This is a genomic window from Arthrobacter sp. B2I5 (assembly GCF_030816735.1).
Classification (GTDB): domain Bacteria; phylum Actinomycetota; class Actinomycetes; order Actinomycetales; family Micrococcaceae; genus Arthrobacter.
Genome location: NZ_JAUSYF010000001.1, coordinates 2,484,689 through 2,503,417, shown reverse-complemented (window position 1 = coordinate 2,503,417; position 18,729 = coordinate 2,484,689). Strand labels below are relative to the sequence as shown.

The 18,729-nt window shown below is 63.7% G+C and carries 16 protein-coding genes; 8 read left to right on the top strand and 8 right to left on the bottom strand.

The window, feature by feature from the left end:
• Both QFZ60_RS11755 and QFZ60_RS11750 read right to left on the bottom strand, forming a co-directional pair.
• Window positions 1-927, bottom strand: a complete 927-nt coding sequence (locus QFZ60_RS11755) for an MBL fold metallo-hydrolase (protein ID WP_307090659.1) — start codon at window positions 925-927, stop codon at window positions 1-3.
• A gap of 30 nt (window positions 928-957) precedes the next feature.
• Entirely contained in the window at window positions 958-2,337 is a 1,380-nt protein-coding gene (locus tag QFZ60_RS11750) for an aldehyde dehydrogenase family protein (protein WP_307090658.1), read from the bottom strand.
• Window positions 2,338-2,496: 159 nt separating this feature from the next.
• On the opposite strand from QFZ60_RS11750, the gene QFZ60_RS11745 reads away from it, so the two are divergent.
• From QFZ60_RS11745 to QFZ60_RS11730, 4 genes are all read left to right on the top strand, one after another.
• Window positions 2,497-3,297 (top strand): SDR family oxidoreductase, encoded by an 801-nt coding sequence (locus tag QFZ60_RS11745; RefSeq protein WP_307090657.1) that lies wholly within the window; start codon window positions 2,497-2,499, stop codon window positions 3,295-3,297.
• Between the two features lie 129 nt (window positions 3,298-3,426).
• Window positions 3,427-4,269: an IclR family transcriptional regulator gene (locus tag QFZ60_RS11740; protein ID WP_307090656.1), complete on the top strand. Its 843-nt coding sequence runs from the start codon at window positions 3,427-3,429 to the stop codon at window positions 4,267-4,269.
• Window positions 4,270-4,431: 162 nt separating this feature from the next.
• Window positions 4,432-5,397, top strand: coding sequence for a PDR/VanB family oxidoreductase (locus QFZ60_RS11735; protein ID WP_307090655.1), 966 nt, complete (start codon window positions 4,432-4,434; stop codon window positions 5,395-5,397).
• A gap of 82 nt (window positions 5,398-5,479) precedes the next feature.
• The gene (locus QFZ60_RS11730; protein ID WP_307090654.1) at window positions 5,480-6,679 is read left to right on the top strand and encodes a cytochrome P450; all 1,200 of its coding nucleotides are present in this window, start codon (window positions 5,480-5,482) and stop codon (window positions 6,677-6,679) included.
• Window positions 6,680-7,165: 486 nt separating this feature from the next.
• Here the strand turns inward: QFZ60_RS11730 and QFZ60_RS11725 are convergent, their stop codons facing one another.
• Both QFZ60_RS11725 and QFZ60_RS11720 read right to left on the bottom strand, forming a co-directional pair.
• A complete protein-coding gene (locus tag QFZ60_RS11725; RefSeq protein ID WP_307090653.1) occupies window positions 7,166-9,313 on the bottom strand; it encodes a glycogen debranching N-terminal domain-containing protein in 2,148 nt (715 codons plus the stop codon).
• 289 nt (window positions 9,314-9,602) lie between these two features.
• Window positions 9,603-10,073, bottom strand: a complete 471-nt coding sequence (locus tag QFZ60_RS11720; RefSeq protein WP_307090652.1) for a sensor histidine kinase — start codon at window positions 10,071-10,073, stop codon at window positions 9,603-9,605.
• Between the two features lie 512 nt (window positions 10,074-10,585).
• Here QFZ60_RS11720 and QFZ60_RS11715 point away from each other — a divergent pair.
• The 3 genes from QFZ60_RS11715 (at window position 10,586) to QFZ60_RS11705 (ending at window position 14,989) form a co-directional block, all read left to right on the top strand.
• Window positions 10,586-11,671 carry an EAL domain-containing protein gene (locus QFZ60_RS11715; RefSeq protein ID WP_307090651.1) on the top strand — a complete coding sequence of 362 codons (1,086 nt, stop codon included), beginning with the start codon at window positions 10,586-10,588 and terminating at the stop codon, window positions 11,669-11,671.
• 134 nt (window positions 11,672-11,805) lie between these two features.
• Window positions 11,806-14,244, top strand: coding sequence for an EAL domain-containing protein (locus QFZ60_RS11710; RefSeq protein WP_307090650.1), 2,439 nt, complete (start codon window positions 11,806-11,808; stop codon window positions 14,242-14,244).
• A gap of 61 nt (window positions 14,245-14,305) precedes the next feature.
• Window positions 14,306-14,989: a hypothetical protein gene (locus QFZ60_RS11705; protein WP_307090649.1), complete on the top strand. Its 684-nt coding sequence runs from the start codon at window positions 14,306-14,308 to the stop codon at window positions 14,987-14,989.
• A gap of 340 nt (window positions 14,990-15,329) precedes the next feature.
• Here QFZ60_RS11705 and QFZ60_RS11700 read toward each other — a convergent pair whose 3' ends face one another.
• Window positions 15,330-15,560: a hypothetical protein gene (locus QFZ60_RS11700; RefSeq protein WP_307090648.1), complete on the bottom strand. Its 231-nt coding sequence runs from the start codon at window positions 15,558-15,560 to the stop codon at window positions 15,330-15,332.
• Window positions 15,561-15,715: 155 nt separating this feature from the next.
• Here QFZ60_RS11700 and QFZ60_RS11695 point away from each other — a divergent pair, with 155 nt between their 5' ends.
• Window positions 15,716-16,198: a hypothetical protein gene (locus QFZ60_RS11695; protein ID WP_307090647.1), complete on the top strand. Its 483-nt coding sequence runs from the start codon at window positions 15,716-15,718 to the stop codon at window positions 16,196-16,198.
• A gap of 79 nt (window positions 16,199-16,277) precedes the next feature.
• Here the strand turns inward: QFZ60_RS11695 and QFZ60_RS11690 are convergent, their stop codons facing one another.
• From QFZ60_RS11690 to QFZ60_RS11680, 3 genes are all read right to left on the bottom strand, one after another.
• A complete protein-coding gene (locus tag QFZ60_RS11690) occupies window positions 16,278-16,502 on the bottom strand; it encodes an Lsr2 family protein (RefSeq protein ID WP_307090646.1) in 225 nt (74 codons plus the stop codon).
• Window positions 16,503-16,791: 289 nt separating this feature from the next.
• Window positions 16,792-17,061 carry a hypothetical protein gene (locus QFZ60_RS11685; protein WP_307090645.1) on the bottom strand — a complete coding sequence of 90 codons (270 nt, stop codon included), beginning with the start codon at window positions 17,059-17,061 and terminating at the stop codon, window positions 16,792-16,794.
• Between the two features lie 207 nt (window positions 17,062-17,268).
• The gene (locus QFZ60_RS11680; protein WP_307090644.1) at window positions 17,269-18,723 is read right to left on the bottom strand and encodes an EAL domain-containing protein; all 1,455 of its coding nucleotides are present in this window, start codon (window positions 18,721-18,723) and stop codon (window positions 17,269-17,271) included.
• Window positions 18,724-18,729: the final 6 nt, after the last annotated feature.

Here is an 18,729-nt window from a genome sequence, read left to right as displayed (position 1 = left end):
CTAAGCGGAGGCCAGCACCGGGCTGCCGATGCGGAAACGCTGGCCGCTGGCGGCAACATCGACAGGCCCGTCGAAAGTAGAAGCGGCGCGGGCGCGCCACCATTCCGGCTCCGCACGGCCGGCCAGGTGCGAGAGGACCAGCCGGCCCACGCCGGCGGAGGCCGCCACCCGGCCTGCCCCCTCGGGCGGGGTGTGTGCGATCCGCTGGTGGTTAAGGAACTCCGGCGAAAAACCCTTGCCCTCATAGAAGTCGAGATTGACTGCCTCATGCACCAGGACGTCCGCCCCATTGGCGAGTGCAGCCATGGCATTACATTCAGCGGTGTCGCCGGAAAACACCACTGAGCCGGCATCGGTGTCAAAGCGGAAGGCCAGGGCAGGGCGCACCGGCGGGTGCTCCACCAGGATCCCGGTGACCTTGACCCGGTCATCCTCATAGACGTCGAAGGGCCTGGCCGCGTCCGGGCTCCCAGGGGCCGGAGTTGTGAGGTCCACGGTGTGTACGAGGGAGGAAAGGTCCGGGCGTGCCTCGTCATGGACGCGGATATCGATGTCATAGGAGAAGGCCTGCAGGGAATGGGAGACGAGTCCGCCCGTCCCGGACAGTCCGGCACCGCCTGTGCGGGTGGCGTCTTTGCCGGGACCCACAATGGAAACGGGGCCGGTGAAGCCCTCTACCGGGCTGCCCCAGTTCCACAGCAGGAAGCCGGGAAGTTCCACCACATGGTCCGAGTGCAGGTGGGTGACGAAGCCTGCGACGAAATCCTTGCCGCGAAGCCCCGCTTCATGGGCAGCACGCGAGCAGCCCAGGCCAAAATCCACCATGTAGAAGGCGTCGCCGACCACCAGTGCGCTGGAGATGCCGTTTTCAGGTCCGCGGATGGCCGGGCCGGCGGCGGTGCCAAGGGTGATCAGTTCGACGCTCACAGGAAGTCCTTCTGCAGGGTGGGGGCGGGCTCAGGAGTGGGGGCGGGCATTGATGACGCGGGTTTCCAGGTATTCCTCCAGGCCCCAGCGGCCGCGTTCGCGGCCGATACCGGAGGCCTTCCAGCCGCCGAAGGGGGCGTCCGGTTCCACGAGCGTGTGCTGGTTAATCCAGACGGTTCCTGCTTCAATCTGCGAGGCGGTGGTGTGGGCGCGTTCCTGGTTGGGACTCCAGACGGAGGCGCCGAGGCCGAATTCCCCGGCGTTGAGCCCGGCGATGGTCGCCTCGAGATTGTCGTATGCCACGATGGGCAGGGCCGCCCCGAACTGTTCCTGTTCCACCAGGTCCATGCCCGGTTCGGCGTCGATGATTACTGTGGGGGAGAGGAAGTAGCCTGGCAGGTCGCAGCCGGGGCTGCCGCCGGTGATGATGCGGGCTCCGGCGCCGACGGCTGAGTCAACGAGTCCGTGGACCAGTTTGAGTTGGGATTCGTTGTGCATGGGGCCCATGGTGGTCCCGTCCGCGATGCCGTGGCCCAGCACGTGGCGGGAAGCCTCGGCGGCGATGGCCTCGGCAAGTTCGGCGCTGCGGCTGCGCGGGACGTAGACGCGTTTGACTGCCATGCAGACCTGGCCGGCGTTGCGGAAGGCGCTGCCCACGATTCCACGGGCGGTCACGGCGATGTCAGCGTCATCGAGCACGATGGCAGGATCGTTTCCGCCGAGCTCCATGGTGACGCGTTTGACCGTGGGGGCGGCCTGCTGGGCCATGGAGATACCCACTTCGGTGGAGCCGGTGAAGGAGATCTTTCGGACGCCCGGAGAGGTGCTCAAGGCCACGTTCACCGTCCGCCGGGAGCTGGTCCGCACGTGCAGCACGCCGGTGGGGAGGACCTCGTTGAGCAGGTTCACCAGCGCGACGGTGGACAGCGGCGTGGACGGGGAAGGCTTTGCGATCACCGTGCAGCCGGCCACCAGGGCAGGGGCCAACTTGACGCAGAGGAGCGAGATGGGAAAGTTCCAGGGCGTAATCGTGCCCACGATACCTACTGGCCGGTACTGGACCTCAAGGTTCCTGTCCGCCCGTGGCGGGAGGGGCTCAACTTCATCCCATGGCAGGTCCGCGTAGTACTCAAAGAGTCCTGCCGCCACCGTAAACTCACCGGCGGCCTCCGCCTTGGGTTTACCCTGCTCACGGGAGAGCAGGGTGGCCAGCGAATCGAGGTCACGGCGGATCAGGGCGGCTCCGGCACGCAGGGCGGCGCGCCGGGCTTCCCGGTCTGCTGCCCAACGGGGCGATGCCAGGCGGGCAGCAGCAACGGCCTGCTCAACATCAGCTCCGGTATTTTCCGGGGCGTGCCCCACGAGCTCAAGCGTGGCCGGGTCCAGGACCTGGTAAGTGGATGCCGTCATGGCCTGTCCTTTCGGGCGGGAAGGGAAATTCTCATCCCAGTCTCATGGCACCTGTCACAATCCGCGCCGACCTTTCCGCCCAACGGAAAGGCCTGGCGGGGGAACTGCTGCGGTTTGCCACTATTGGGTGAAGCACGTCACGCACTAACGAGGAGTCCCATGTCCCAAGAGCAGCTTCCCATCGTCCTCACGGGGGTTTCCTCCGGCATTGGTGCCCGGACTGCACAGGTCCTGGCCGCCCGGGGTGTGCCGCTGATTGGCATTGACCGCAACGCGCCCGCCGGCTTCTGCGGCACTTTCATCCAGGCTGATCTTTCCAGCCGGGCGGGCATCGACGCAGCGGCCGCTGCAGTCGCCGCCGCAGCGCCGCAGGGCCTCGCGGGACTCGCCAACATCGCGGGTGTCCCTGGTACGGCCCCGTGGCGCACAGTGTTGTCCGTCAACGTTTTTGGTGTCCGGGAACTGGTGCGGGCCCTCGCGCCGCTGCTCGGCGAGGGAACCACCGTCGTAAACCTTGCTTCGAGCGTTGCCGTTAACTGGCGTGAAGTGAAAGGCAAGTGTGCCGCTTTCGCGCTTGCCGCCGATCCGGCCGCCGCGCTGGATTCAGTCTTCGGGGATGAGGACATCACCGGGGAGTCCTACCTTTTCTCCAAGCAGTGCGTCCGCTTCCTCACGGAGCACCTGGCCGCGGAACTGCTGCCGCAGCGCATCCGGGTGAACAGTGTGAGCCCCGGGCCGGTTGCTACGCCGATCCTTGAGGACTTCAAGAAAGACCACGGCCGGGACAAGGTGGAGGGGGCAGGCGCGCTGCTGGGCCGTTTTGGCGAACCTGACGATATTGCCAGCGTCATCGACTTCCTGCTCCGCCCCGAGGCTGGCTGGGTCAACGGCTCAGATATCCGTGTGGACGGCGGACTGGGCGCCTACAGGGGTTCAAGCCTGGCCACCGCCACCAGCTAAAAATCTCGTTCAAGATTCGACGCCGGACCCTCCTTGCCCCTGCGGGGCGGGGCCTGCGTCGGCTTAAAATGGTGGTGCGGCATAGCGTCAATGATGCGCTGCTGCTTCCAGCGCTCAGAAGGGTGATCCATGGCTAACGCTGCCCCAAGCGGCCGGGCCGCCCGCCCCGCGTCTGCGGCCGCCAGGCCCAAGGCATCCAAGACTGCCGGGGGCGCTGCTTCCGCGCAGCAGGCAGCGAGTGTCACCTCACGGGCGCTGGCCCTGCTGGGCACCTTCGACGCCGAACATTCAGTCCAAAGCCTGAGCGCAATGGCGCGGCGCGCGGGCCTGCCGGTGACCACCGCCCACCGGTTGGCCGGTGAACTGGTGGCGTGGGGCGGGCTGGAGAAGGCCAACGGCGAATACCGCGTAGGGCAGAGGATTTGGCGCCTTGGCCTGCTCGCTCCTGCGCAGCAAAACATCGCTGAAGTTGCGGCCCCGTTCATGCAGGATGTCCTCTTCGTCACCCACAATGTGGTGAACCTGTTCATTTTGGACGGGCAGGAGGTCCTGTTGGTGGAACGGATGTCCGGTACGGGAGCAGGCCAGCCTTTCCGGCGGGTGGGTGCACGCCTGCCGCTTCATGCCAGCGCTGCAGGGAAGATCATGCTGGCCTACGGGGCCAAGGAGCTGTTTACCGCAGCCAGCCAGCGGCTGGAGCCGCATACTCCGCGCACCATCACCAGCTCCGCTGCGCTCGCTGCTGAAGTTGAGCGCGTCCGGGCAAGCGGTTATGCCACCACCGAGGAGGAAGCGGGGCCGGACAACTATGGCCTGGCCGTCCCGGTGTTTCTGCCCAACAAACAGGTGGTGGCCGCTTTGGGCATCGTCACCCGGAGCCGTCCGGCGCCGGTCGGCAGTGTGGTTCCTGTGCTCAATATTGCTGCCCGGGGTATCGCCCGGAGGCTTGGCGTGGAGCATCTGCCGCAGTGAGGGGCCGTCATGCCGTTTCTCCCTGGTCTTTCCGTTGGACGGAAAAGGGTGCCCCGGCTGTGGCCTGGAACACCTAATCTCAATTAAGCCGTAATTCAGGCCGGATCCCCGGCCCCAGGGGCCGCCGTCCAGGCGGGCCATCCCAAAGGAAGTGAAGACCTCATGACTGCATCTGCAGGAGCCACCATCGACGTTGTGGTCGATAAGGCGGACATTGTGGCGGACCGGGTGGTTTCCCTGGTCCTGCGGCGGGCAGATGGTCTGCCGTTCGAGCCCTGGCAGCCAGGCGCGCATATTGACGTCCACGTGGGGGACGGCCTAGTGCGCCAATACTCGCTGTGTTCCTCCCCCCAAGAGTTGGACCATCTGCGGATTGGCGTGCTGCACGTACCCGATTCGCGCGGCGGGTCCAAGGCTGTCCACGCCCTGCTGCAGGGAACGCCGCTGGCCATCTCGGAACCCCGCAACAACTTCCCTCTTCGCGAATCCCGCCGTTACCTTTTCATCGCCGGGGGCATCGGCATCACGCCGCTTATTCCCATGCTTGAAGCGGCGGATGCTGCCGGTAAGGACTGGACGCTGGTCTATGGCGGCAGGAGCCGGAACACCATGGCCTTCGCCCAGCAGTTGGAGGACCGGTACGGCGCTGACCGGGTCCGCATCGTTGCCGAAGACGAGGTTGGCAGGCTGGATTTGGACAAGATCCTGGGCATGCCCCGCGCTCACATGCTGGTCTATGCCTGCGGCCCCGGTGGGCTGCTGGGTGCCGTGGAAGAACGGTGCATGGGCTGGCCTCCCGGTGCCCTTCACACCGAACGCTTCGTTGCCTCCACCCTCGGTGCCGCAGCGGCCAATGCGCCCTTTGAAGTGGAGTTGGCCCGGACCGGAACCACCGTGACCGTACCCAACGACAAAACCATCCTCGAAGCAGTGGAAGAGGTGGGCGTACGGGTTCTATCCTCCTGCCGGCACGGGTTGTGTGGCACGTGCGAAACCCAGGTCATCTCCGGCGAACCCGAACATCGCGACGCCGTCCTGACCGAAGAGGACCGTGAGGCAGGGGAAATCATGCTGGTCTGCGTCTCCCGCGCCGCCGCGGGCTGTCCCCGCCTGGTCCTGGATCTCTAAACCAATCCCACAACGCCCCGCCGCCACTATTTACTTCGTTCGGCCCACGGGCCCACCACGTTTCGCCACCAGGAGAGCTCTAATGACCGTTACAACCCACGAAGCAAACGTCTTGGGTGAGGACCCTTTTGAAACCGCGAACCTCCTCGATCCCTACCCCTTCCTCGGCAGGCTCCGGGACGCAGGCGCAGTGTCCTACCTTGAAAGCACCGGCAGCTATGCCGTGGCCGGGTACCGGGAGGTGTACGAAGTCCTCACGGATTTCGAGACCTATATCTCTTCGGGTGGGCTTGGCCCCCGTGACATCCGGAAGGACGCGGGGTGGCGGCCGCCCAGCATCCTTGAATCCGATCCGCCCATCCACACTCTGATGCGCCGTGCGCTGACGGGAGTCATCAACCCCGGCACCGTCCGCGCCCTCCGGGAGCCGTTCACGCCGCCGGCCGAGGAACTGACCGAACAGCTGGCGGGCCGCGAGCGGTTCGATGCCATCACTGACCTCGCCGAGAAGTATCCGTTGCGGGTCTTCCCTGACGCGGTGGGGATTCCCGACGTCGGCCGTGAGCATCTGCTGCCCTACGGGAACATGGTATTCAACGCCTTCGGGCCGGAAAACTACATTTTCAAACAGGCTTTCGCCCAGGGCGATGAACACGCTGCCGCGGTGATGCGGAACTGCCAGCGCGAAAACCTGGACGACACTGGTTTCGGCGCCCAGATCTGGAAGCGTGTGGAGGACGGCCTCATCACCGAGCAGCAGGCCACGCTGCTGGTCCGGGCGCTGCTGTCCGCGGGCGTGGACACCACGATTTTTGGGATCGGAAATACTCTGTCTGTCCTGGCTCGGTATCCGGAAGCCTGGGCACGTTTGCGGGAGAATCCCAAGATGGCGAAGTTTGCGGTGGACGAGGCGTTGCGGTTGGAGTCCCCGTTCCAGAAGTTCCACCGGACCGTTGTAGTGGATACTGTCCTCGGCGGCGTGCACCTGCCGGCCGGGGCGAAGGTGCTGGTGTTCCTGGGCGCTGCCAACAGGGATCAGCGCAAGTGGGGAGACAACGCTGACGAATTCGATCTGGACCGCAATGCCTCCGGGCATGTGGCCTTCGGTATGGGCCTGCACCAGTGTGTGGGCCAACCTATCGCCCGGCTCGAAATGGAAATTGTGCTGCAGCAACTGCTTCAGAGGGTAGTGACCATCGAACCCGACGGAGCCCCGGTACCGATCCTCCACAACGTGCTGCGTGGCTTTGAGTCCCTGCCGGTGAGGATTACTGCCGGTTAGCCCTCTAAAAAGGGCTTTGTCCAGCCTTCCAGAAGACAGTGCGCCACGCGTTGAAGGAAGCCCAAGCTGAGCGCCTCCAGCGACGCGGACAAACAGACGGGAACAAACGCAGGCCACTCGAGTAGCGGGCTGTCCTTGCAAGACTGGCCCCAGACCCAGATCGACCTGGGGATGCTGATTTTCCTTGGATAACGGAGCTGGAGGGTCCGCCGGGTAACGGCAATCAGCACTGTGGCTGGTGTGGACTGGCGGGAGGCAGGTGACCTTTGACGGTATTTGGTTTCTCACGGTTCATGGTTTCCGGTGCTGGTGTTGACCCCGGGCTCCCCGCCGGCCTGGGCTTCGCGTGACGACTCTCCCTGGAATCCAGGACCGCGCTGGTTGGCTGCCTGCCAACGGTCGCCGATGTCCAGTGCACGGGCATCATAGTTTCATCTCCGGTCTGGCCGTTGCCGGGACTGTTTCCTTGTGGGCTACTGCTTGTGGTCACGTCATCCGGGTCAGGTTCAAGAGTTCCCGAAGGGCGGGGCGGGCTTCGAGTCGCAGCTGGACGGAGGCTGGCAGCCCATCGACAGTAATGGAGTTCTGGCTGATGTTGATGGCGATCCTGTTTCCTGCTAGGGGGACGTTGTCTATTCGGAATTGCCCGAAGCCTTTTGGCAGTTCCGGTGCCAGCCACAGCTCATTCCACGGGAGAGCAGGGTCGAACCGCATGAGCATACGGATCAGATGAATGGGAGCGGCTGCGGCCCAGGCCTGGGGTGAGCACGCCGCGGGGTATGGTACCGGCGTTGGGAATCTTGCCCGGTCAAGTCCGCAGAAGAGCTCGGGAAGCCGGCCGCCGAAGTAGTCCGCCGCTTCGAAGAGTCCGTACGCAATTCTTTGGGCGTCCTCGATGAAGCCGTATCTCATCAGACCATGGGCCACCAATGTACTGTCGTGGGGCCAGACCGATCCGTTGTGGTAGCTGAGGGGGTTGTAGGCTCCCATGGTGCTGGCCAGGGTGCGGATACCCCAGCCGGTGAACATTTCCGGGGACATCAGCCGCTCGGCTACCTGTGCTGCTTTGTCGGTGTCCACGATGCCCATCCAAAGACAATGACCCATGTTGGAGGCCAAAGCGTCTACAGGTTTCTTGTCCCCGTCCAGGGCGATGGCGAAATATCCACGGTCCGGCAGCCAGAAGCGTTCGTTAAAGGCCTCTTTCAGGCGGACCGCCTTGGCGGTCCAGAGATCCGCGGTCTCGGTGTCCCCGGCGTGGAGCGCCATGAGTGCACGCCCTACATAGGCCCCGTACGTATACCCTTGGACTTCGCAGAGCGCTATCGGCCCATGGGCCAGGGAACCATCAGCGAAATTGATGCCGTCCCACGAATCTTTCCAGCCCTGGTTGATTAGCCCGTGTTCGGTTCGCCGCTGGTACTCGACGAATCCGTCGCCATCGCGGTCGCCATAGTTCTCGATCCAGGCCAATGCTCGGTCTGCAGCTGGCAGCAGCGCTTGGACTGCATCCGTTTCCAGCCCCCACCGCCCCAGTTCACTGAGGATGGCGACGAACAAAGGGGTCGCATCAGCGGTTCCGTAGTAGACACTGCGGCCACCCAACACCGACTCCGCGCCCGTGCCCAGACGCACTTCATGGAGTATCCGGCCGGGCTCCTCTTCCGTGTCAGGATTCACCTCCTTACCCTGGTGATCCGCCAGCGTCTGCAGCGTGCCAAGCGCCAGGGAGGGGTCCAACAGGAGCGACATGAGGGAGGAAAGCAGGCTGTCACGCCCGAACAAAGCCATGAACCATGGGGCTCCGGCGGCAGCAACGACCCGGTCCGGGTGGTCCGGGTCAAAGATCCGGAGTGAACCCAGATCCTCCTGGCTCCGCAGGATCGTCTCCTGGACCGCCGCGTCGTTCAGATTGGGGATGGGCATGGACATCCGCCAGGAGAGAAGGCGCTGCTGGGCCTGAGACCAATCTCCCTGGGTGCCATATGCCCCTGAAGAAATCACCTCCTGCCCATTCAAATACGGCAGGGCGGTCAAGGTCACCGTCCATGTCCCCTGGGCGGGAATTGTCTGAGAAAAGATGAACCGGCCGCCCTCGAAAACAGCGCCTACCGCCCGGATGGCAAGTCCGTAGCGCCGGCCTGCGCGTTCAGATTCAAGGAGGAAATTGTCACCCGCGACGTTGAACTGCTGCTTTCCCGGGCTGGCAGGTCTGCCGTTCTTGACCTCGAATAGATCCGCGAAATCGGCGTTCACGGTCAGGGCGAGCGTGCAGTTCTTGGGTACGGCCAGGTGGTTTTCGACAGTGATGGTTTCAGTGAGCCCGGCGCCAATGGACCTTTCCCGTTCAATGAGCAACGGAATATCAGCCCTTTCGACCGGGCCGCACGCCCTGCAGACAAGCAAGGCCCGGAAGGGGTCCTGGACGGTTGAAGCAAGTACTTCGAGGGGAAGATCGTCGATGGTGAGGTTCCATGTAGATATGTAGCGCGTGTCATGAAAGAACGCGCCGTGGGGACTTCCAGAGATCATGTCTCCGTTGGGCGCCGTAATGCAAAACGACGAGCCGTCAAGGATTGTCAGGGCCCGGGCGCCTGCCGGGCCTGCCGCATTGTCGGTGTTCCAACCCGACATCAGGCGCACCTCCTCGCTAAAACCAGCACAGCCACTCGACAGATATTTCGGCCCGACTCCGGTATCAGAACTATGATCCCTGCCCTCAAAGGAAACAAGCCCTCAGATCCAATCCTGTCAGATCCATGTTGGGCCGCAGGAGGATCGCCTGTGTGCCTGCGGATGAAGTGGGCCTGCTAGGGATCAGCGATTTACTTCAACGGGCGTGATGCCACCCGGCGTCCGTCGGCATGGGAGTTCCGACGTCCGGCTGCGGCCTCCAGTTTCCGGTCGCCGCTTGAAGCCATAGCTAGTCGAGAGGGAGGGTGACCGCGAGGCGGAAGCCGTTGCCGGGGCTGGAATCGATAGTGATGGTGCCGCCGGCTTCATGCACGGCGATGGACATCAGACGGAGCCCGAACCCGCGGGTCCGATTGCTGGTTGCCGTGCTGTCGAAGCCGTTGCCGTTGTCGGCGATGGTCAGGCGGATGCCGTGGTAGACGGCGGCGAGCCGGATGGTGATTTCGGAGGCCTGTGCGTACTTAAGGGCGTTACTGAGTGCTTCCTGGGCTGCGTGGTAGAGCAGGGCCGCGGAGGTCGCCGTTATTTCGATGCCGTGATGTGGTGTGTCCCATCGGATCGCGGTTCCCCGTTGGCGGAGGGGGTCCGTTAGTCGGTCAATGCAGCCGGCGACGCCCAGGGCATGGAGGTCCAGGGCGCGGTGATCGGTGATGATGCCGCCGATGACAGATACTTCATCCAGGGCTGGTGTTTGAGACATAGCCGTTCCTGCTTCCACTGCTTTTTCCGTTGTCGGTGCGGCCATGACCTGTCTGGGTGCCGTGGCCTGGCTGTTGTGTCGATAGTGCAGGGTCAGCATCAAGGGTTCCGGTGCTTTTCCATAGCTCCAGTGCAGGGTTTGGGCAGGATTTAACAAGACTGCCCGACGACTTATTTCGTATTATCGGGTGTCCATTATTCGAGCGGATACCGGATGGCCTTGGCGCAAGGGAAGCTGGCTCGGTGGGCACTTGGCGACGCTATCTCGTTCCTTACCGAACGGATGGTGGATCGCTGCTCCAAGGCTGGTCGTCCCGGACGGTTGGCCCGGGATTCGTTGCTTGATATCAGTCCGCTTGCTTTACTTGTTCACCCCATAACAGAAATTCGATTCTTTCTGGTTGTATTCTTTGTTCAGGCTGACGCTGCGCTTTTCGAATTATTGAAGCGAATCGCGGTTTAGGCCTGGGTGCCGGGCTCAGCCGGCGCTTCCAGTCAAAAAAGGAATAGCCGATGTCTAGGGATGATTTTTCTCTCCCGGCGGTCACCGGCGCAGAGGTCACACCGGGTCTGGGGGGACCTGCTTTTCCGCCCCAGGCGGTGGGGGGTACTTCTCTGCGGTCCCAGGTGATGGAGCTGATCAACGATGTCCTCTCTGACCCTGCTCCCGAGACTGAATGGGCCAGAAGTCAGCTGCGGACACTTCTGGCCTCATATCCGGATAATCCCGAGCGGGCGTTTCTTGAGCATCTGATTGGGACACGGAAGCAGGCCGGGCAGCGCCTCCCCGTGAACGGCGAGGGGAGTACTCCAGCAGGTCGCCCTGTTTCGCAGGGCGCTCAGGACAGCGGAGCGACGAAGAGGATCAAGTCCGTACTGGGCAGCAGGCTGTTGCTGACGGCGTTCCAGCCAGTCCATAGATTGCCGGAAGGAGGAGTCGCCGGGGTCGAAGCCCTTACGCGTTTTGTCAGCAGCGATGGCGCCGACGCGGACACCTGGTTCCGGGAAGCGGAGAGCGTGGGTCTTGGCGTCGAGCTGGAGATCGCGGCATTGGAGTGCGCTGTATCCGCGGCGGGGAAGATCCCTTCGCATCTCTTCGTCGCATTCAACCTGACTCCCACGGCGGTGACGGAGAGCCGCACCCAGGGCCTGCTGCAGAACTCCGGGCTGGCGATGGACAGGATTGTTGTCGAACTCCGGGGCCAAACAGATGACACGCAATGGGAAAGGGTCATCCGGTCGCTGAAACCGCTCCGCAGAAGCGGGTTGCGGGTAGCGGTCGATGGGTCCGGCCCAAGCTTCACCCCGGTCGACCGGATTCTTGCCCTTCGACCGGACATCATCAAACTCGACCGGACATTTATTGATGGAATCCTCGAAGGGCCAGAGCCTGATGAGCCGGTCGTGATAGGTCTGGCCCGGGAGGTTGGAGCGGTCCTGGCGGCCGAAGGCATCGAAACAGAAACGGAGCTTGCAGCGGTCATTGATGCTGGCTTGACTGCAGGGCAGGGTTATCTGATGGGACGGCCGTCCGTGCATCCGCTGGATTGGTCGTCATGGATTATTCAACCGACTGTGGGGGTCACCGTTGAGCCATAGCAGCAGCCCAGCGCGCCCCTGCATCAGTGATTGGCTGGAACTGGCCGCGGCCGGGGAAACCCGGCTCGTCAGATACGTCAACAGCTGAAGCAGGGAACGGGTGGGCCGGATCGAGGACAAACTCGGGGGGATCAATGGAGGGGCAAGGACGGGATGACCTGCTGACGCAGTCGCTGCTGCTCGATGAGATCGGCCAGTCTGTGATCGGGATGGACAGCCGGTGGCGGGTCACTTACTGGAACCGCGCCTCCGAGCGTTTGTACGGTTTTGCTGCCTCCGAGGTGCTGGGGAAGACGCCCATTGATCTGGGCATCATCGGTCATTTCCAGACACTGGAGCCGGGGCCGACGGGGGAGGAGATCGCCGGGCAAATCGCCAGTGGCAAGGACTGGTCCGGGGAATTCTGGGTACGGGACCGGGCTGGCAGGGAGTTCCCGGTCCATGGGACGATCAGCTCGATCAGGGCCCGGCACACTGTGCCGGTGGACATCGTGGCCATTTCCAAGGACATCACCGACCGGAAACACACCGAGGCTGTCCTGCGCCGCCTCTCGGCGATGGTGGAGTCCTCCGGAGACGCCATTATCAGTGCGGATATGGATGGAAAGATCACCAGCTGGAACGCGGGCGCTGTCAGGATGCTGGGCTGGAGTGCGGCAGAAGCCATCGGGCGGGCCCCGGACCTTTTCACAACCCGCGCGCCGGAGGATACCAACGACCGAGTGGCTGAACGGATCCGCAGCGGCGCTTTCGTCCCCGGCCTGGAAGCGCGGTGGCGGCGGAAGGATGGGTCGGTCATCGACGTCGAGCTGACGGTGTCACCGGTCTACGGCCAGGATGGGAAGCTGGCCGGAGCCTCCGGAATCGCCCGGGACGTCACCGAAATCAAACGGTTGCAGTCAGAAGCTGCCGCGGAACGCCGCCGGCTGCTGGCTGCCCAGGAGATGGCCCATGTGGGAAGCCTCGAGTACTCGCCCGCCACAGGAGCGACGTGGCATTCGGAGGAGTTCGCCCGCATCGTGGGCCTGGGGTCGGGTGAATCCCCATCGTGGGAATGGATGCTGGAGCGGACGCACCCGGAGGATCGGGACGGGGTCCGGCAGATGTGGCGGAGACTGTACTCGGGTTCGGGTTTCGAGGACATCGAATACCGGCTCCTCCTGCCCGACGGCGGGCAGCGATGGCTGCATTCGAGAATCCGAAGCGTGAACGGTCCGGACGGGAAACCCTTGCAGTTCCTTGACACGGTGCTGGACGTTACCGAGCGTAAGAACGCCGAACAGGTCCTGGAGTGGCAGGCCCGCCACGACGCCCTGACGGGCCTGCCTAACAGGTACCTGATCACCGAGGTACTGCAGGGTTTCCTGGACCGCGGGTCCCGGCCGGTGGTGATGTTCGTTGACATCGACCGGTTCAAGCTGGTCAACGACGGCATCGGTCATGGTGGTGGGGACAGGATCCTGATGCTCCTGAGTGAACGCCTGCTCGGGGCTGTCAGGGCCGGGGACACCGTAGGCCGCTTCGGCGGCGATGAATTCATCATCGTCTGCGAGAACATGGGCATGCGGGCCGCCAAAATCCTCGCCGGGCGGGTTCGTGAATGCATCAGGGCGCCGTTCGAGGTCGAGGAGCGGCAGATTTTCCTGAACGTCAGTGTCGGCATCGCGCTGGCGGGATCTGAGGACACGGCACAGTCCATGCTCGGGGGCGCGGACACCGCAATGTACCGGGCGAAATCGGCCGGTGGGGACGCCTCCGTGGTGTACCACGAGAGGATGACCCGACGGGCCAGCGGGCGGTTGGACCTGGAATCGGATCTGCGGCTGGCCCTGGACAGGGGAGAGATGTGCCTGCACTACCAGCCGATCATGGACCTGGACGCGGGGGCGCCGCTTGGGTTCGAGGCGCTTCTGCGGTGGAAGCACCCCGACCACGGCGTCATACCCCCGGAAACGTTCATCCCCATCGCCGAGGAGACTGGCCTGATCATTCCGATTGGAGCCTGGGTCCTTCAGGAATCCCTGCGCCAGGTCCAGCAATGGCATCACCAGGTGGAGGGGGCAGAAGACCTCACGGCAGCGGTGAACATTTCCGGACGCCAGCTGGTAGCCAAGGATTTCCCGGACGTCGTCGAGGCAGCAATCCAGGCATCCGGCATTGATCCGGAAGCTGTTCATTTGGAGATCACGGAAACAGTCCTCATGGACGAACCGGACCTGCCCAGGGAAAGCCTGCAACGTCTTTCCCGCCTGGGAGTTGGCCTTTCCATCGATGACTTCGGCACGGGCTACTCCTCCCTGAGCTACCTGAAATGGCTCACAGCGAAGACGTTAAAAATCGACCGCATATTCATTCGTGAACTGGGACTGGACCCGCACAGCGGCACCGTCATCGAACTCGTCCTGGGCATGGCGAAGAGCCTCAAACTCGACGTCATCGCCGAAGGCGTTGAAACCCCCCGACCAGCTCAACGAACTCCGGCGGCTGGGCGTCACCCGGGCCCAAGGGTACCTTTGGAGCAAACCCATTCCCTCAGAACGCGTCCCCGCCTGGTTAAACGGCAGGCTGCGTAAACCGGCCCAACAGCCGCGATGACTGCCAATTTGGCACGTCAATGAAGAGGAGCAAATCGCCTTGACGATCCCCCGGCCGCCCCTGGCGGTCCTGCCCGATACACCCGATACGAGATTGCTGGTTGACCTGACCAGCTATGCCAGCGACGTGTCGGAAGCCTCCCACGCCCTTGACTGCGCATTGGGCGCCGGTGAGGGGTCGGAGTTATGGATGCCCCTTACCTCCCATGCCGTGACCTCCTACGTCCGGCCCTTCATCCTCTCCAAGGTCCGGAAGCGTCTTGATGAAATGCCGGGCATTGCGCCGATGCCGGCCGCTCTCCACCCCATTCACCGCGTCATCCGGGAGTATCGAAACACGACCATCGCGCATTCCCAATCGAATTTGAGCCTGCCGCTGCCCGTGGCATTTCTGGACAGCCAGGGAAAAGGCGTTGATGTCGCGGGTTGGTCCCTCATTCATCCGATGCCATTGGCCCTGGCTGAGCAGTTCGCGGACCTCATCGCCGCGGTCGAAGACATGCTCGACCTGGCAACGCAACCGGTTCTGGAGCGTCTTCGTTCCTGGTTGAAGGATCAAACGCCGGAAAAAATCAACGGCTGGGCGTTTCCCGAATTTCTTCACGCTGCCGACAAGGATTTCACGGCCTCAGAGCGAAGACGACGAACACCGCGCTTCACAACCTATTGGCGCAGTGAACAGCAACGTGACGAGGACCCGGCCTGCAAAAACCCGTTGCCCTGACCATCCGCCGTGGCCGGCAACCACCGACCATCGGCAACGGAGTTTTCCGTGCCGGAGAATTCCACTGGAGAAGCCCGCCGATGGGGGATCGACGGGCTTCCCAATAGCACAGTAGGACCGCTTCATTTGGCTGTCGAATAGACAATCAAAAAGGAGAAACGGCGGCAAAAGGAACGAATGTTCCACAGTGCGATTGAAGTGCGGCGTCTGCTCAACGGCGCCTTAATTCCAATCCTTGCGTGTGTAGCTCAAGTTTTTATCAAGATGCGCGCAGGAAGGCACGAGGGTTGGAATTTCATCATCCTGGAAATGTCGCCGGCGGGAATTTGAGGGCTCTTTTTTAGCTGGAGAATCCTGACGCCCAAGCGCTGATGTCAGCGTCTGTGAAGGTGATGACCGGCAGCTGTGCCTGGAGTGCCGCCCTTAGCCGGGCTTCAACAACAAACCGCGGCATCCCCTCCGTCGCGCGCCGGACATCTTCGATGACCCGTTCGAGGCGGAGCAGAAGACTGTTCAGCATCGCATTGGCGGCATCATCATCGGGGGCAGCGCGGGGAAGCTCTGCTTCCATGATCGGCTCCTTCCGGATGTGGCAGCAGACCGTGGGTCCGAGACCGGGGGTCCGGACCCACGGGGGAGGCCCGTGAGAATATGGTAGCGGCCGGACGGCAGCCGCCGGCAGGGGCGTGCCCGCGTGCCGTCCCGTGACTGTTGGGAATAAAGGGTGTGGCATTGGTTAATGACGTGGAGGCTTGGCGGCTGGATCCTGCCACCCTTCGTGAAGTTGTTCTGGACCGGGCCGTGATCGAGGGCCGGCTTGAGGGTTGCCCGGCACTTGAACGGGTGTGGATTTTGTCCGTGCTGGGACGTGATCAGGAAGCCGTGGCTGAAGGCAGGCTTTTGTTGGCTCATTCCCGGGACCGGTTCAGGCCGCTGCTGGTTCTCGCGCATGCCTACCAGCGGCAGTACAGGTGGCATAAGGCCGCGAAGCTGTACGAAGAAGCGCTGCGGATGGCCGGCACTGCCCCGCGTGAAGCCCTGGTGCGTCATCAGATCGGGCGGCGGCTCTTCGACGAGGCGAGATACCGGGACGCCGCAGCGGAGTTCGAGTGGGGTCATGACCTCTACCGAACCACGGGGCGGACACGGCTGGCAGAGGCCTCGCGCCAAGCGATGCTCCGGGCCCGCCAGCTTGCCCAACAGTCCTGACCCAAAGGCCATGTCCTGGGCCTCGGGGAGGCTGCGGCTGCGGCGGCGGCGGGGCCAGCGGGTCATTGTTGGTTTGCTTTTAGCTGCGCAGTCCCCGCCTGGCGGTCCGGACCTGCCGGCGGATTGGAGAGGTTTCCTTCCGGGCGACCTGGAGGTATGGGAGGAGGCCGGCACGCAACTGATCCGCGTGGGTGCTGCTGAGGTCGATTTCGTACGAGCGGCCATCGAGGCTGAACTGCACGGTCTCGGCTGCCTCACTGCCATCGAGATCGTCTACAAGGCTGCTGATGATTCTGGTTGCCACCGGCAAGACCCTACCAGCGATGCCGGCACGAAACGGTGGTGGCTGAGTTTGGCAGCGCAGGCCGGGGCCGCAGCCGTGGTCAGCTCCGGTCCTCATCCGCAGTCCTTACCGCCCCGGGCGGGGTTTCCTTGGGCGTGGGGCCTTCTTCTGGTCCTGTCCGGGCTGCACGGCGGCGCTGGCGTGCTGACCGGCCGGTTCGGTCAACCAAGTGAGGGCTTCATTGATGGAGCTGAAGAACCTGGTGGGGGTGGCAGGTTTGTGCCGGGCGGTGTAGAAGACGACGATGACCTCATCGACCGGGGAGTCCCCCAACGATTGCTGTTCTGCCGTGGGGCCATTCGGTGGCGAAGACAGAACCGGCCTGGGGAGTGAGGCCTTTGATCCCGGTCATTTCGACGAGGATCGGCAGTCCCTGCCCGTTGGTGAGTTCACGCGCCCGGGTGAGCGTTGCCCTGGCAGCAGCCTCACTGATCAGGATTCCCGGGGTCCAGCGGACCCGCAGGACCCTCCCATACAGGTCCACGGCACCGAGGTGGTCATCGTGCAGGCCTTGTCTCATCTATCTCCCCTTAGGGACCGCCAGGCGCGTGACGGACGGGCGGGCAATGCCGGTTCTGGAAGCGGGCAAAGGATGGGTATGAAAAACCCGCCCACGGGGGGACGGGCGGGTTCCTCGAGAACTTTAGACAGACCGGCGGCAAATAGCGAAACGACGGCACTCTTTCCCTCGAACAATCCGGGACTGACCCATCGAATTGCCGATCGGTCAGGGATGGCTGCCGCCATCGCCGGGTGGTCCTTCCCGCCAGCCTGCCCAGTCAGAGGGGTGCAGTGTTGGGCGCCCGAGGAGGTATCCCTGGGCTGAGGTGATGCCGGCCTGGGTGACCGTAAGGAGTTCGGCGATGGTTTCAATTCCTTCGGCCAGGACCTGGGCGCCGGTTTGTTGGGCGAAACTGACCATGGCCGCGCCCAGGGCACGTTGTCCCTGGTCCCTATCTATCCCGGCGATCAGTGTCCGGTCGAGCTTGATGATGTCCGGGCTCAGCTGCAGGATATGGCGCATTGAAGCGAACCCTGATCCTGCGTCATCTACCGCTATCCGCACCCCGTCCCTGCGCAGGGGCGCCAGCGACGCCAGGAGTTGCGCGTAGTCGGTGACGGCGTGCCGCTCGGTCAGTTCGAGCACTATACGTTCAAGGGCCACGCCCGAGCGGCGCAGCAACGCCGGCAGCCGCGGATCCATGCACGTCTCGGGGGCGACGTTGAATGAAACGTAGAGGTGGCCGGGAAGCGTGGCGCTCTTGCATAGGGCTGCGGCCAGTGCGGCGAGTTCAAGATCCGCGCCGAGTCCGACGCTGGCCGCTTCACTGAACCAATGCTCCGGGCTTCTGCCGTCGTCGCTGGGGAACCGGGCCAGCGCTTCAACCCCGGCCATGGCCCCGCTGGTCAGGTCATGGATGGGCTGGAACGCGGTGAGGATCAACCCCTCGGCGACAGTGCCGATGCGTTCCCGCAGCCGCTGCGCCACGTGCGCTTCCGCGTCCGGGGCGGGCAGCAGGCGGCTGGTCCCTTCGAAGCGCTGACCGGTTCCTTCCCGGGACGGGCAGGACTTGCCGGACATCTTCATGAGGACCGGGGTGCCGTTGCGGTGCCTGCAGCAAACGGTGACGGCGGACCAGACCGGACTGTCGTTAAGGGCGCTGGCGACTGCTTCACGTGCCGTGGACAAGTGGTCGTCGGTGATGATCAGGCTGAAAGGCCTTCCGAGAAGTTCGGATGGTTCGTAGCCGAGCAGGGCGGCGCTGGCCCTGCTGCAGAACGTGAAGATGCCGCCCGCGTCCACGGCCCACAGCCATTCCTGGCTCGTGTCCAGCACGGTGTTCATCAGGCTTGAGGTGAGGTTGTTCCGGTCCCGTTCCTCACGGTGCGCGCGGGCGCTGCGCGCGGCGGCCCAGCAGGCGGCCAGGATCATGCCCGCGGCCAGGGAGGCGAGCACGCCTGTCAGGACCGCAGGCTCCTGGACGCGGGGAACCAGGACATGCAGCCACGCCGTGAGGGCCAGAACGAAGGCTGCCTGCGCGGCGAGCACACACAGCAGAAGGCGGCTGCCAATGAATACCCGAAGGCCTGACCTGCCCCCTGCCCGTCCGCTGTCCCACTCCCGCTCCGAAGCCCGGGACCTGCTGCGGCCTTCGGGTGCCGGTGATGGAACAGTGGTCACGAGGCC